The following is a 12,552-nucleotide window of genomic DNA, read 5'->3' on the forward strand; positions in this document are numbered from 1 at the left end:
GAGGTACGCCGCCGGGAACGGGTGATTCGGATCTTTCCGAATCGAGCTTCCGCGTTGCGTTTGCTGGGAGCACTACTGATGGAAGTGGACGAAAAATGGTCCAGTGGTAGAAAGTACTTGGACATGACCGAGTACTTGGAGTGGCGAAAATCCAAAGAAAAACCTCAGCCAAAAGTCACACGCATAAGTTGAACGCCGACTTTTTCTGACCGTGGAAATTTACACATAATTTTGGACTTGATCTCCGATTGCTCCATAACCTACCTGATCCAGTTAATTATGATATTGGAGAAGGTTTAAATACTGCAAAGAATGCAATGATGAAAGCAGGTCTTGTGGCTCCGGAAATCGAGGAGTTAGAAAATTCTGTAGTTGTTACATTAAAACATCAAAAACTTGCTTCAATCGAAGATCAGATTATGGAATATCTAGAAAACCATTCGTTTGTAACGAACAAAATCATCCGAAACTTGACAGGAGAGAACTCGGAGAACAAAGTAAAAAGGGCATTCCAACGATTAAGAAAACAAGGGAAAATTGAGCCTCTTGATCCTAATGCTAATGCGTTCAATTTTAAATATAGAAAAGTCTCCAAGAAATAAAAGTAAATTTTTAATCATATATTTACAAAATTCAAATTCCTGCAAAAAAACCAACGATTAAACCAATCGATTAGTTCTGCTATTTCTTACACCCCCAAAGCTCATCCCTCAGCACAAAGAACCGGCCTCTAACTCTTTATGGGCCGGTTCTTCGCTAATTTTAATCGTTTACGATCTCCAGCGCTTTTTCCAGCAAATGATCGGAAATCTCCTGTTGCAATAATGCGATGTTTTGCCCGATTCGCTCCGGTCGTTTGCTGCCGACCAGGATCGAGCTGATACCCGGATTCCGATAGAGGAATTGCAGAGCGAGAGCCGTCAGTTGGTCACCGTTTCCGCCGACGAGTTCCAGCAGGGCGAGCACTTTCTTCTTATGCTTGAATTGCTCGTTCAGATGAGGCAGGACACGGGCGGACAGGAGGCCGGCGGCCAGGCCGGAACGGATGAAGACGCCAATTCCTTTTTCACGGCAAAGGGCAATGTTTTTTTCGTTGGTTTGATCAAGAAGATTATATCCCATTTGCATTACGTCAAATTCGCCCGATTCGATTAACCGCGTGGCCAATTCCCCGTCGATCGAGGCACCGAGGTAACGGATCTTTCCTTCCCTCTGCGCATCCTTCATCGCGGCCAGCGTTTCCCCCTCATCAATTACCCGTTCGGGGTCAGGTCCAAAATGGATTTGCATAATGTCGATCACATCGGTTTGCAACTGCTTGAGACTGCGGTCAATCGACTCTTTGACGGCGCGGTAGGAAAAATCGTAGTAGGTGTCCGGTTCTTTGCTGTGTTCTCCGCATTTGGTGGCGAGAATAAATTCATGGCGGCGGGAGGACAAAAACTTGCCGATCCGCTCTTCACTCCGGTGGTACGCGCTGGCTGTATCGATGAGATTGATGCCGGCATCAAGCACCGCATGCAGTACTTTTTCCGCTTGTCTGTCGTCAGGCTTTTGCCTCTCCCTGCCGTCTCCCAATCCCCAGTCCCGTCCGATTTCCAAAGCGCCAAAGCCCAAAAAGGTGACCGCGGCACCGATCCTCGGAATCTCTCTTTTTTCCAATGCTCTTTTCATCCTGGTTCCCTCCCGGGTCTCCGATTTTCCCCACTCATCCCGACGTAGCCACAGGCAATGCTGCGGACAAGGAGAAAATCCCCTTTTAACCGTTGTGCAAAACATCCTAATTCTGCTGTAACATCACTTTCCGCGGCCCGACTGTTACATGCGGATAACCCGAACCCTTCGCTGCAATTCGGTGTCGGCAAAAAGCCGTATTTTTCTATAAAAACCAGCATACTTTTCTGCGTTCATCCTAAAAAACCGTCCGGCTCGAGCGGCATGTTCCGCTGAACCGGACGGTTTTTGCCTGTTACCACGGCCGGATCGGACCATCATCCAGGCAACCGGGCCGAATTAATCCTTTTACATAGTTGCTGCTGAGGGGAAGCGTTATGACATGGGAAAGCCAATGCTCATGTTCCGACTCCGGAAGGCGTCCGGCCAAACTCTCCAGCGCGACTTGGATAATGGAATCGCCCTCGCCGCTGATGCCGAAATCGAGTGACCAGCCCCCGGTTTTCTTTAATCTTCCGGAAGTATCCGTCCGGATGATTTGGAAATTGGGATTTTGCCGATAATGATCGAGCACCTTGGCATCGAAAAACAGGGGAAGTTTTTCCAATTTCGTCCCCGTGAAGACCGTCGCATATAATTGCCGTAAAATCGGTTCGCCTGCAATGGATTGAGGTTCCAGTTTCATTGTTTACCGCTCGATCGGGTTTCCGACCATACTGCCCCATTCGGTCCAGGAGCCGTCATAGTTGCGGACATTTTTGAAGCCGAGCAATTCGCGCAGGACGAACCAGGTATGTGCCGAACGTTCGCCGATCCGGCAATAGGTGATCACGTTTTTGTCCGGAGTAACACCAAGCGAGTTATAAAGTTCTTTCAGCTCATCAAGGGATTTGAAGGTACCGTCTTCATTGGTCGCTTTTGCCCAGGGGATGTTCACGGCTCCCGGTACGTGTCCTCCGCGTTGGGCCGTTTCCGTCATGCCCGGGGGTGCGATTACTTCACCGCTGAATTCCTGCGGGCTGCGAACGTCAACCAGTACAGTGGAATCGCTGCCAATGGCCGATCTCACATCCTGATAGAGAGCACGAATCGACTGATCAGCCGTTTTGACCGGATATTGCACTGCCGTTACTGACGGCACCTCTTTAACAAACGGGCGTCCTTCCAATTCCCACTTTTTGCGTCCGCCGTTCATCAATTTCACTTTATCATGACCAAAAATTTTCAGTTGCCAATAAGCATAAGCTGCAAACCAGTTATTGTTATCACCGTAAAGAATGATTTCCGTATCAGGGGTAATGCCGGATTTTCCCAACAGTTCCGCCAATTGCTCAGGGGTAAGAATATCCCGGCGTACTTGGTCGTTCAATTGTGTCGTCCAGTTCCAGGCGATCGCCCCTTCGATATGCCCTGTATCATAAGCCGTTGTATCCACATCAACTTCTACCAAACGCACATTTTGATCATCTTTGTGCTCCGCTACCCACTCAGTGGTCACAAGAACATTGGCGTCCAGATCAGCCATAGACAAGACCTCCTCTATGTAAATAAAGTTTTACAAGGAGTCGGAATATTACTCGACTAAATCCCGTGTATTCCGACTGGCTTTATAATAAAATACACCTTTTTAAAACAAATGGCAAGCGAAAATGGTAATATTATTAAAAATTAATCAAACACAGTCCATTTATGCATAATTTTTCGCCGATTCAGCCTGTTTGTGCCAAACTGAGCAACTTGTCCGTTACTCTATCTTCTCCCCGTTCATATAATATGATAGATTCTGATCATCTCTTCTCCGATGCACTCCCCTCTTTACTCCTTCTCATAGATCTTCAATCTTTTATCCAGGTTCTTACCCCGTTTGAAAGGAGGTGATGGGTATGTGCTGCAGAAGAAGAAGACGCCGTCGATGCTTCTTGATCTGTTGCCCGCGCCGTCGCCACCACCACCGTCACCGTCATCACAAGTGCCATTGTAAATAACAAACAAACGGGTTGCTGATCCTGACGCCTCCAGTCCCTTGCCCTCGTTCAGGTCAGCAACCCTTTTTACATAAATAATCCGCCCCGGGGAATCCGGGATACTTGATCATGCCTCCGTCAACAAACGGTTTATTGGCTCATGTTTTTATGCAAAAAAAATAGCCTCCCGATTATTCGAAAGACTCGTCTTTAAAGATCCGGTTCAGATCAATTAAGAGATCGCTGAAAATGCTGACCGTAAAAACATCGCCCTTGACATAAACCTGCCGGTTGGCAAAACGGTTATTCTCGAGCAGAAAAACTTCCACATTTTCATTAAACGGGTCAACAATCCAGTATTCTTTGATCTTATATTTTTGATAAAGCTCAAATTTGTCGGTTTTGTCGCGCTTCGCGGCGATACCCGGCGAGAGCACTTCCACAATCAGATCCGGGCTGCCTTTGCACCCGCGCTCATCGATTTTCCGCGGATCACAGATAATGGACAAATCCGGTTGCACAACGTTAAAGGTGTGCTCATCCTCCTCTTTCTCCGAAAGGCGCACCTCAAACGGAGCCAAGTAAACCTTGCACCGTTTTCCGCTCAAATACTGGTAAAAGAGAACGAAGATATTGCCCAAAATCTCTTGGTGTTTCGATGAGGGGGCCGGAGTCATGTTATACGGGAGACCATCGATCAATTCACAGCGCTCATCCGGATCCCAACTTAAATAATCCCGGTAGGAATAACGGGTATTTGTCTCATAAGCCGGAGATTTCATCGCAACCCCTCCTCCGTTATTATACACCACTTTCCTTTATTTGACTTCAGAGAGGCAAAGATTGAGGAATTGCCGGGAGGATCAGGAGGGAGAAAGGGAAACCAAGCCCAAATCGCAACGCACTTATCACAAAAAAAGACCCTGCTCCTTCCGGGCAAGGCCTTCCGCATGCTTGGTGCTGAGGGTCGGACTTGAACCGACACGGTAGTCACCTACCGCAGGATTTTAAGTCCTGTGCGTCTGCCTATTCCGCCACCCCAGCAAGAGGTTGGTGCCGAAGGTGGGACTCGAACCCACACTCCTTTTGGGAACACGATTTTGAGTCGTGCGCGTCTGCCAATTCCGCCACTTCGGCAAATTATAACGACAAGAGACAATATATCATAACTATGTGCATTTGACAACCCCTCGGCCAATTTTTTCCGGGATCAGCCTTCCTGATTCTTTCCATCCTTTTTCATGCCGGTCCGTTGCGCCTGAAAAAACGCTTTTTCCAACTTTTTGCGGGCAAGGGTAAGTTCGTACAGGATTGCATCCTGAGTAACAAAATCATTTATCGGGCACTGATGCCCGCAATTCGGACAAATCAATTCCATCAGAATCGGGTCCTTTTCCGTCAATCGAAACCGCTTTTTGCATTCCGGGCATTCCAAATCATAGAAGAACGGTAATGGGTCCGGCAAATGATCCCACATATCTTCCTATCTCCCTATCACCATTTTAAAAGTTAATAAAATTCTACCATCCGAACCTGATTTTTCACAAGACTTTTGAGTTATTTTATTTTTAATTAAAATTAACTTGCGGCTGTATTCCCACTGTTGAATTCCGTACTCCCAAAAACCCATTCTGATCCGTTTTAATACGGCTGTTGCAAATTCAGCCGAAAAGCAAATCCGCTTCCTTGCATTAAAGCATATATAAAAACTTTAATCTCCGGATCGGTCACTTTCGCGTTTTTGTCTTTTAAAACAAGATTACAATAGGATATAATTAAATAGTTTAACGTTATCACACAGGAGAAAATAATAAAGATAAAAGGCAGTCCCCTGCCTGGATCAAGCAAACGACTTGAATGAAAGGGTGTCCATCCATTGATGCTGGATAAAATTCTGGCAAATTTTCCTCTCTGGACTTCATTAATTGCTATTTCTCTCGCCCAGTTGATTAAGGTTCCCTGGAATTTTTTTATTACGCGCAAATGGAATTGGGGCTGGCTGATCAATTCCGGCGGAATGCCGAGCGCCCATACTTCTGCCGTCACTTCACTGGCAACTTCGATCGGCCTGAGCCAGGGATTTAATTCACCCGATTTTGCCATCGCCACCATCGTCGGGATTATTGTGATGTATGATGCGACCGGGGTCCGCCGTCAGGCAGGCATGCACGCCCAAGTGTTAAACCAGTTAGTCGATGATTTTTCCGCCCTGTTAACGGAATTGCGCCATCTCAACAAAAACAAACCTTCGCCCGAAGCGCGCATCCGTTTAAAGGAAATCCTGGGACATCAACCGATTGAAGTATTTATCGGGGCTTGGTTTGGCATTTTGTTCGCCCTGCTGATGTATTGGATCTGGTATTAGCACAGAGACGGAGGGATCATCAAATTGCGAATCGTCTCCATTTGCCCGAGCAACACGGAGTTGCTGTACTTCCTCGGCGTGACGGATGAGCTGGCAGCTGTGGACAATTATTCAGACTGGCCGCCCCACTGGCAGGATTTGCCCAGAGTCGGCCCCGATCTGGATATTGATATTGAAAAAGTAAAATTATTTCAACCAGATTTGGTCATCGCTTCTCTGAGTGTTCCAGGCATGGAAAAAAATATTGAACGGCTGAAACAGGAGCGGATTCCCCACATCATTTTAAATCCAAAAACGCTCGCGGGGATTGCCGGTGATTTGAAAACTCTTGGCGAAGCGATCGGAAGAAAAAAAGCCGGAGAAAGAGCTGCTGAACGATTTTTACAGGAGATTGAAGCGATTAAGCAAAAGATTCCGCATCAGGAGAAACCGATTCGCCTTTATTGGGAGTGGTGGCCCAAACCCGTATTCACCCCCGGGGCGAAAAACTGGTTGACAGAAATCAGCCAGCTGGTCGGAGCTGTCAATGTATACGGCGAGGTTCCCCAGGACAGCGTGCAGACCGATTGGGACGATGTGCTGAAAAAAGATCCCGATCTGGCGCTGATCGTTTGGACAGGCATTCCCATCCGGCGCGTCAAAAAAAACCTCATCTGTTCCCGGCCCGGCTGGCAAGGACACCCTTTGGCAAACGAAAAAAATATATACATCTTGGAAGAAGGCTGGTATTGCCGCCCTTCCCCACGCATTTTAACCGGAATCAAACACCTCGCCCATATTCTCTACCCGGAACATTTCCCCCCGCAAACCGGAGAATAACCGCAAAGATGAAAATTTCAGCAAACCCGAGAGCGGGGCACCCCTGAACCATCTTCACAAAGGAAGAAAAGGGGCACCCCGCAGCCTTTACAGGATTGACAGTGACTTTGGTGCAACGCGAACCGTCACCGGAGCCCCGCCAAGCACCTCACCGTCCACATGGGCGATAAAGGGGGCATCCGTTTCAATGGTGATCTCCCGCCCGCTGTGAAAAACAACAGAAGGATGATGAATGTGTTTGCCGCGATAGGCGGAAGGGAAAACGCGCAAAAACTGCCCGGGGGTCAGGTTCCGCACACAGCAAAGATCCAAAAGCCCGTCGTTCATCTGCGCATGAGGACAAATGCGAATCCCGCCTGCGTAGTTGGGAATATTGGCGACCGCCACCAGCCATACCCCGTCGTATTCATACCGCCGTCCGTCTACGGTGATCACCGCCGGTTGCGGTTTAAACGATTTTAATGTTTTGATCGCCTCAATCCCGTAGGTAAGCCGCCCCAGCCATCTTTTGCGCTGCGACATATTGACCGCTTCTGCCACCTTCGCGTCAAATCCGATCCCCATAAAGCCGATCATATGGCGCTCTTTCAACATCCCGGTATCGACCTGGTAAACCTGATGGCGCAAAATCCGCTCCAATGCCCATTCCGGGTCGAGGGGAATGCGATGAGCCAAGGCAAAATCATTGCCAGTTCCGGCAGGAATGTACCCGATCGGCAAATCACTGCCAATCACGCCGTTCCCCACTTCGTTAACGGTTCCATCCCCGCCGACAGCAATAATTGCCTTGAACATTTTTCCCTCTCGCGCGTCCCTGGCAATCTCTTCTGCATGGCCAGGCCCTTCTGTACACACAGCTTCATGCGGGACTCTCATCTCTTGGAGCCGCTTTTGCACATAAGCCCAAACTTCCCTGCCGCGCCCCTTGCCCGATACTTCATTGACAACAAACAGGTACATCGCACATTCCACCTCAACCGTTTATCGTGGCCGTTGCCTTGTCTCTTCCTTTTCCCATCCACGAACCATATAACCTTCTTGTGACAAAAAGATACAGTTCAGGACAAAGCTGACGCAACCGCAATGCCCATCTGAGGGAACGCGGAATGACGAGAACCCGCGGACGCTCTATCAGGCGCACGGCATAACGGGCAACTGTATCGGCATCCAGCATTTTTTTGGCGATAAATGGAGGAAAACAGGCGGCAGGATCCTTTTCCCCGAAAAAAGGGGTCAACACCGGTCCCGGACAGAGCACTCCCACCCGGATCACCGGGGAATACTCCATCCTGAGCGACTCAGAAAACCCCAGCAAAGCAAATTTGGAAGCGCAGTAACCGGCCAGATTCGGGATACCCGTAAGGCCGGCCATTGATGCAATGTTAATAATGCGCCCGCCCCCGGCCAGCAGCATCTGCGGCAAAAGGTGGGCAGTGAGGCGGACAGCGCCCAAATAATTGGTGTCAATCATCTTCTCATAATCGGAGAGAGGGATGTCCAGTGTCCCGCCAAATTCACCCACTCCTGCATTGTTGATCAGCACATCGATTTTGCCGAACCTCCGGATTACCGCATCCACCATCTGTTTCACATCATTTTCCCTGGTGACGTCACAGGCATAAATGAAACAATCCTTTAACTTCCGCTTTAACGCTTGAAGTTTCTCCATATTCCGGGCAACTAGGATGGGATAATCCCCCTGTTTTACCAGCTGCTTGGCGATGGCTTCCCCGATTCCGCTCGAAGCCCCGGTAACGAGCACAAACCGTTTGTTCATGCAATCCTCCCCTCAGCTCATGGGAACTTGTGGAATGATTTTCCCTTCGATCCGCTCAAAAATATCCTCCAAATTCCGCCCCGTGATGGTAAGCCCGTGATTTCTCAACCCCACGACAGCGCGTGACGGATCTTCTGCCTGACGGATCAGTCCGGCCACCGCCTCCGCCAACTGGACGGTTCCGCAAGGGTAGTTAATCTCCGTCGACGGCACTCCCTCCATCCAAGCGTGAACATGGACGATTGCTCCAACCTCGGGATGCTCTGAATAAATCATCCAGTGTTCAATCGCATCAACCGAGGCACGCTTCGGGGTTACATGCGGAGGAACACTGATCTCCATCGCGGTGTTTTGGTCATTGTACCGTTTCACAAGGAGGATGTCCCGCCCGATTTCTTTGAGGTTCGCTTTGTTGACACCGCTCGCGCTCATCCAAAAAGAGTTGTCCTCATGGCGCGCGCTCAAGTTCCCGTAGCTCAACCCCCCAATTCCGTATAAACGGTGGATATGTCGCAATTCTTTAGGGGAGAGAAGCTCGTCGATTGGAAACGGGGCGGGAAGCAGGTTGAGGGAATCCAGCTTCTTGCCGGCCTGATAGATGCTTTGCGTCGTTTGATTTCCTTCCCATAACTCCTCCGGCAAGTCGGGAATAAAAACATTGTCGATCACCAGCTTGGAGGTGGCCAATGGTTTCAGCCGTTCAAATACTTCACGGAAATAGCCTTCTTCTCCCTCCTCCCTTTTGATCTTGTAACAACCTTGCTCCAACGTAACAAAATAAGTTTTCAAGCTGCCGCCGGAGCGATCGAGATAAATCAGCAAATTGCCCAGGGACCGGACCAAGACCGGGTAGCCGGCAAACAGGATATTATTCTCCGGACGGTCTGATTCAGCGATTGTGACGACAAATGTGCCTTTCCCGTTGCGCCGAAAATGCTGCGGCTCATCAGGATTCACGAAGTTAAACACCAATTGGACAAAAGGGTCATCCGACGGTACGTGCTGGTAATGATTAGCCTCCATTTCCCGTTTTAATCCATCAGCAAATTGTTCCAGTGTTGAGGTTCGTCTCCAATCTCCTGCAATGGCAAAGGATTGCATCTAAATCACCTCTTCTCAAATTCAACCCTTATTATTCGCCATGCATATGGAAAAATATTCTTCCCTGTCCAATAAAAAAACAGCAGCCAACACAGCTGAGAGACTGCTGACAAAGGCAAGCAGGTCAGCAATTTTTGGTCAAAATCAGAAGATAACAAAAAAGATCAGGACGGAATTGTATGTTTCAAATCCACGTCCATCGGCAAGGCAGTATTGAATCGGTCAATATCGGGGAGCTGGTACCACAGGATCACCGGTTTCGCAAGATTGATGCCGCCATCGACTTTTCGTTCATCGCAGAAATGACCCGACCATTATACTGCGAGGACAACGGGCGTCTTTGCATGGACCCGGTTTGTTCATCGGGTATTTGGCTCGGAACGGCGCCTGGTGGAAGAAATACAGGTCAACGTGGCATACTGCTTCCTTGACGGACAAGGTCGCTCACACCACCACATTCAGCAAGAACCGACGCAGCAGGTTCAACGATACGACCATCTTCCGGGAGAGCTTCGACGAAATCGTTTTGCAAGCCATCCGCCACGGACTGATCAAAGGGAAAGAACTGTTTACGGACCCGACGTTTTTAAAGGCAAACGCCAACAAGAACAGATTCACCTGTCAGATGGTTCGCCAATCCGCGGTGAAGTACACGGCGGAATGGGATCGCGCCATTGACAGGATCGTGAAACACACGGCAAGCGGCCGTCCACTTAAGAGGAACAAGAAACCCAACGGTACTTTTTCCGTGAGCTCCTACAGGCCGGCCTCCTCTTTTTCATGATTCGTCTGAACATGGCCGAGACGGGAAATCTCTGAACCAAAAGCAACGTTCATTTCTGCTGCTGTTCGGATGTTGGGAATCTGTGCAAAAAAGGCGGGATTTTGAATGGAAGGAATAGTACTCTCCTCTTTTGGTCAAAATTATTTTTTCCTCTGTAACGAAATACTGATTTTCGGGATATATAAGTAGAACCGATTGAAGGAGGCGATGCAGTGGGTGACCGCATTGAAGAACGCCCGAAGCGTGTACAAATTCTTGCTCGCCCTGTGTCACATTGCGGATACGGCGGAAGAACTGACTCAGGAAACTTTCTATCGCGCTGTATATTCTATCGCCTTTCTCCTCAGGAGAAGGAGCAAGGGGCCCGACGGCGGATCTTTCCTCCGTGATCTCCGCCTGTTTTTCTCTAGTTTTTTCCGATTTAGCATAAAAACCCAGCGGAGAAACTGCTGGGTTTGTCAATAGCCTCACAGCGGCCAACGCGCTTGAATCTTCTTGCCTGCTAAAACATCCGATATCCTTTCGTGCGAAGAGTTTTAATTGTCCAAACACCGGAAATCGCTCCGGCCAGCCCCGAAAAAAAGAGGACACCATTAACCAGGGTGACAATATGCGTCACATCCCATCCTACATACAAAACGACGGCGAAAAAAAGCACCAATGGCAACCAAGTGGTTTTCAAAATCATATTGAGAATAAACCCCAACCCGAAAAACAACACGAACAAGAGCGGGATGGAGATAATCAACTGGGCGACATTCATTGCCCATCGCCTCCGTCTCTGATAAGTTCGCACCCATTTTACTGAAAATCGAAATCAAGGTCAATAAAAGGACAGAAACATGGCAATTTAATGAATAGGATCTCTCGGCATCTTCCCCTGTTTGCTTCTTCTCTTCTCTTTCCGCTACAATAAAAAAGAATCGAAGTAAAGGAGGAAGCACTTCATGCGTCCACAAGGCAGACCATCATTTACAGGCAGACCCGGAACGGAAACCGGCGGAAGCAGTGCCCAAGGCCGTCCCAGTCTGCCAACCCAATTTGTCAACTTTTCCTTTTTCAAGGTGGACCCCGCCTGGCGCCGGCTGAGCGAATCCGAACAGGAAAAAGGAAAACAGGAATTCGCGGCGGTGGTGAAAGAATATCAGGGCAAGCCGGGAACCTTTGTCCTCAGCTATTCCCTTGTCGGAATCCGTTCCGATGCGGAACTCATGCTGTGGAGAATCGCCAATGACCTGGAAACATTCCAAAAAATGACGAGCGAACTTATGAAAACAGGTCTTGGCAAATATTTGGAGATTACTTACTCTTATCTGTCCCTGACCAAACGCAGCGTCTATGTTGATAAGATGGATCCGGAACACCAAAACCCGCGCACGCATATCATTCCGGGGCGAAGTAAATATCTCTTCATATATCCGTTTGTAAAAACCCGTGACTGGTACCAACTTTCATTCCCTGCCCGCCAAGGAATGATGGATGAGCATATCCAGGTGGGAAGCAAGTATCCGTCCGTCAAATTAAACACGACTTACAGCTTCGGAATCGACGACCAGGAATTCGTTGTCGCGTTTGAAACCGATGATCCCAAAGACTTCCTCAATCTCGTGCAGGAATTGCGCGAAACGGAAGCCAGCCGGTATACTCTGCGCGATGTTCCCATGTTTACTTGCATTCGCCATGATGATGTCCTCGATGCTCTTCATACCCTGTAAAAGAAGAAAAGTCCCGCTTCTAACGGGACTCGTTCCATTTGAATAAAAATTATGAATTTTTGTTATATTGTGTTTTATCTTTTGCGCTTTTCTTTGCCTGGCCCGTTCCGTTACAAGCATAGCAGGTTTCTGATCCGCCGAGAACCAAATCGATATATCCTGCACCTTCACAGTAAGAACAGGTCATTGTTTGCAGTTTCATATAACCGCCTCCTATAAAAATATATTTTCTGAAAATTATATAGTATTTTATCAAGAAATAAAAATCCCTAAATCAGGCATAAAAAGTGCTGCAGAGCAATGAAAGCGGTAACAAAAGGGTAATACGCGTCATTATATAGAATTTATCCGGT

16 protein-coding genes, 2 tRNA genes and 1 pseudogene are annotated in these 12,552 nt (G+C 48.4%); 7 read left to right on the top strand and 12 right to left on the bottom strand.

Features of this window, described 5'->3' with window-relative positions; genetic code table 11:
- Together I8U18_RS11670 and I8U18_RS11675 are read left to right on the top strand one after the other, a co-directional pair.
- Nucleotides 1–192: transposase (locus I8U18_RS11670; RefSeq protein ID WP_198064779.1), on the top strand; the 192-nt coding region annotated here is incomplete at its 5' end.
- Between the two features lie 56 nt (nt 193–248).
- The gene (locus tag I8U18_RS11675) at nt 249–602 is read left to right on the top strand and encodes a hypothetical protein (protein WP_198064780.1); all 354 of its coding nucleotides are present in this window, start codon (nt 249–251) and stop codon (nt 600–602) included.
- A gap of 160 nt (nt 603–762) precedes the next feature.
- Here the strand turns inward: I8U18_RS11675 and I8U18_RS11680 are convergent, their stop codons facing one another.
- The 7 genes from I8U18_RS11680 to I8U18_RS11710 form a co-directional block, all read right to left on the bottom strand.
- Nucleotides 763–1,674 (bottom strand): aldo/keto reductase, encoded by a 912-nt coding sequence (locus I8U18_RS11680; protein ID WP_198056037.1) that lies wholly within the window; start codon nt 1,672–1,674, stop codon nt 763–765.
- Nucleotides 1,675–1,969: 295 nt separating this feature from the next.
- Entirely contained in the window at nt 1,970–2,359 is a 390-nt protein-coding gene (locus tag I8U18_RS11685) for a hypothetical protein (protein WP_033099408.1), read from the bottom strand.
- 3 nt (nt 2,360–2,362) lie between these two features.
- On the bottom strand, nt 2,363–3,199 hold the full coding sequence (locus I8U18_RS11690; protein WP_198064781.1) for a sulfurtransferase: 837 nt from the start codon (nt 3,197–3,199) through the stop codon (nt 2,363–2,365).
- Between the two features lie 630 nt (nt 3,200–3,829).
- On the bottom strand, nt 3,830–4,420 hold the full coding sequence (locus I8U18_RS11695; protein ID WP_198064782.1) for a Uma2 family endonuclease: 591 nt from the start codon (nt 4,418–4,420) through the stop codon (nt 3,830–3,832).
- 173 nt (nt 4,421–4,593) lie between these two features.
- A tRNA-Leu gene (locus tag I8U18_RS11700) sits at nt 4,594–4,682 on the bottom strand.
- Between the two features lie 7 nt (nt 4,683–4,689).
- Nucleotides 4,690–4,775, bottom strand: a tRNA-Leu gene (locus I8U18_RS11705).
- A 73-nt stretch (nt 4,776–4,848) separates the two neighbouring features.
- Nucleotides 4,849–5,115, bottom strand: coding sequence for a hypothetical protein (locus tag I8U18_RS11710; RefSeq protein WP_033099453.1), 267 nt, complete (start codon nt 5,113–5,115; stop codon nt 4,849–4,851).
- A gap of 402 nt (nt 5,116–5,517) precedes the next feature.
- Between I8U18_RS11710 and I8U18_RS11715 the strand changes: the two genes are divergently transcribed.
- Together I8U18_RS11715 and I8U18_RS11720 are read left to right on the top strand one after the other, a co-directional pair.
- A complete protein-coding gene (locus I8U18_RS11715) occupies nt 5,518–6,003 on the top strand; it encodes a divergent PAP2 family protein (protein WP_198056102.1) in 486 nt (161 codons plus the stop codon).
- Between the two features lie 24 nt (nt 6,004–6,027).
- Nucleotides 6,028–6,822 carry a cobalamin-binding protein gene (locus I8U18_RS11720; protein WP_198056040.1) on the top strand — a complete coding sequence of 265 codons (795 nt, stop codon included), beginning with the start codon at nt 6,028–6,030 and terminating at the stop codon, nt 6,820–6,822.
- A gap of 87 nt (nt 6,823–6,909) precedes the next feature.
- Here I8U18_RS11720 and I8U18_RS11725 read toward each other — a convergent pair whose 3' ends face one another.
- From I8U18_RS11725 to I8U18_RS11735, 3 genes are read right to left on the bottom strand one after another with little or no spacing between them, the layout of a single operon-like run.
- The gene (locus I8U18_RS11725) at nt 6,910–7,782 is read right to left on the bottom strand and encodes a diacylglycerol/lipid kinase family protein (RefSeq protein WP_198056041.1); all 873 of its coding nucleotides are present in this window, start codon (nt 7,780–7,782) and stop codon (nt 6,910–6,912) included.
- A 13-nt stretch (nt 7,783–7,795) separates the two neighbouring features.
- Nucleotides 7,796–8,599 (bottom strand): SDR family NAD(P)-dependent oxidoreductase, encoded by an 804-nt coding sequence (locus I8U18_RS11730; RefSeq protein WP_052153922.1) that lies wholly within the window; start codon nt 8,597–8,599, stop codon nt 7,796–7,798.
- A 12-nt stretch (nt 8,600–8,611) separates the two neighbouring features.
- Complete coding sequence (locus I8U18_RS11735) at nt 8,612–9,700, bottom strand: class II aldolase/adducin family protein (RefSeq protein ID WP_033099456.1); 1,089 nt, start codon at nt 9,698–9,700, stop codon at nt 8,612–8,614.
- A gap of 179 nt (nt 9,701–9,879) precedes the next feature.
- Here I8U18_RS11735 and I8U18_RS11740 point away from each other — a divergent pair.
- Together I8U18_RS11740 and I8U18_RS11745 are read left to right on the top strand one after the other, a co-directional pair.
- Nucleotides 9,880–10,056 (top strand): annotated as a pseudogene (locus tag I8U18_RS11740) (transposase); the annotation flags it as partial.
- 71 nt (nt 10,057–10,127) lie between these two features.
- Nucleotides 10,128–10,484, top strand: a complete 357-nt coding sequence (locus tag I8U18_RS11745) for a hypothetical protein (protein ID WP_033099458.1) — start codon at nt 10,128–10,130, stop codon at nt 10,482–10,484.
- A 502-nt stretch (nt 10,485–10,986) separates the two neighbouring features.
- Here I8U18_RS11745 and I8U18_RS11750 read toward each other — a convergent pair.
- Entirely contained in the window at nt 10,987–11,247 is a 261-nt protein-coding gene (locus I8U18_RS11750; protein ID WP_033099460.1) for a YuiB family protein, read from the bottom strand.
- 184 nt (nt 11,248–11,431) lie between these two features.
- Between I8U18_RS11750 and I8U18_RS11755 the strand changes: the two genes are divergently transcribed.
- On the top strand, nt 11,432–12,199 hold the full coding sequence (locus I8U18_RS11755) for a chlorite dismutase family protein (RefSeq protein ID WP_033099461.1): 768 nt from the start codon (nt 11,432–11,434) through the stop codon (nt 12,197–12,199).
- Nucleotides 12,200–12,248: 49 nt separating this feature from the next.
- Here the strand turns inward: I8U18_RS11755 and I8U18_RS11760 are convergent, their stop codons facing one another.
- Nucleotides 12,249–12,401 (bottom strand): YuiA family protein, encoded by a 153-nt coding sequence (locus tag I8U18_RS11760; protein WP_160173790.1) that lies wholly within the window; start codon nt 12,399–12,401, stop codon nt 12,249–12,251.
- Between the last annotated feature and the right edge of the window lie 151 nt (nt 12,402–12,552).

It is taken from the genome of Thermoactinomyces sp. CICC 10522 (assembly GCF_016055075.1).
Classification (GTDB): Bacteria; Bacillota; Bacilli; order Thermoactinomycetales; family Thermoactinomycetaceae; genus Thermoactinomyces_A; species Thermoactinomyces_A daqus.

Coding starts and splice junctions, on each gene's coding strand:
- I8U18_RS11725 (WP_198056041.1), bottom strand. CDS start 7,782: ATGTACCTGTTTGTTGTCAATGAAGTATCGGGCAAGGGGCGCGGCAGG.
- I8U18_RS11695 (WP_198064782.1), bottom strand. CDS start 4,420: ATGAAATCTCCGGCTTATGAGACAAATACCCGTTATTCCTACCGGGAT.
- I8U18_RS11760 (WP_160173790.1), bottom strand. CDS start 12,401: ATGAAACTGCAAACAATGACCTGTTCTTACTGTGAAGGTGCAGGATAT.
- I8U18_RS11680 (WP_198056037.1), bottom strand. CDS start 1,674: ATGAAAAGAGCATTGGAAAAAAGAGAGATTCCGAGGATCGGTGCCGCG.
- I8U18_RS11750 (WP_033099460.1), bottom strand. CDS start 11,247: ATGAATGTCGCCCAGTTGATTATCTCCATCCCGCTCTTGTTCGTGTTG.
- I8U18_RS11690 (WP_198064781.1), bottom strand. CDS start 3,199: ATGGCTGATCTGGACGCCAATGTTCTTGTGACCACTGAGTGGGTAGCG.
- I8U18_RS11710 (WP_033099453.1), bottom strand. CDS start 5,115: ATGTGGGATCATTTGCCGGACCCATTACCGTTCTTCTATGATTTGGAA.
- I8U18_RS11735 (WP_033099456.1), bottom strand. CDS start 9,700: ATGCAATCCTTTGCCATTGCAGGAGATTGGAGACGAACCTCAACACTG.
- I8U18_RS11755 (WP_033099461.1), top strand. CDS start 11,432: ATGCGTCCACAAGGCAGACCATCATTTACAGGCAGACCCGGAACGGAA.
- I8U18_RS11685 (WP_033099408.1), bottom strand. CDS start 2,359: ATGAAACTGGAACCTCAATCCATTGCAGGCGAACCGATTTTACGGCAA.
- I8U18_RS11715 (WP_198056102.1), top strand. CDS start 5,518: ATGCTGGATAAAATTCTGGCAAATTTTCCTCTCTGGACTTCATTAATT.
- I8U18_RS11730 (WP_052153922.1), bottom strand. CDS start 8,599: ATGAACAAACGGTTTGTGCTCGTTACCGGGGCTTCGAGCGGAATCGGG.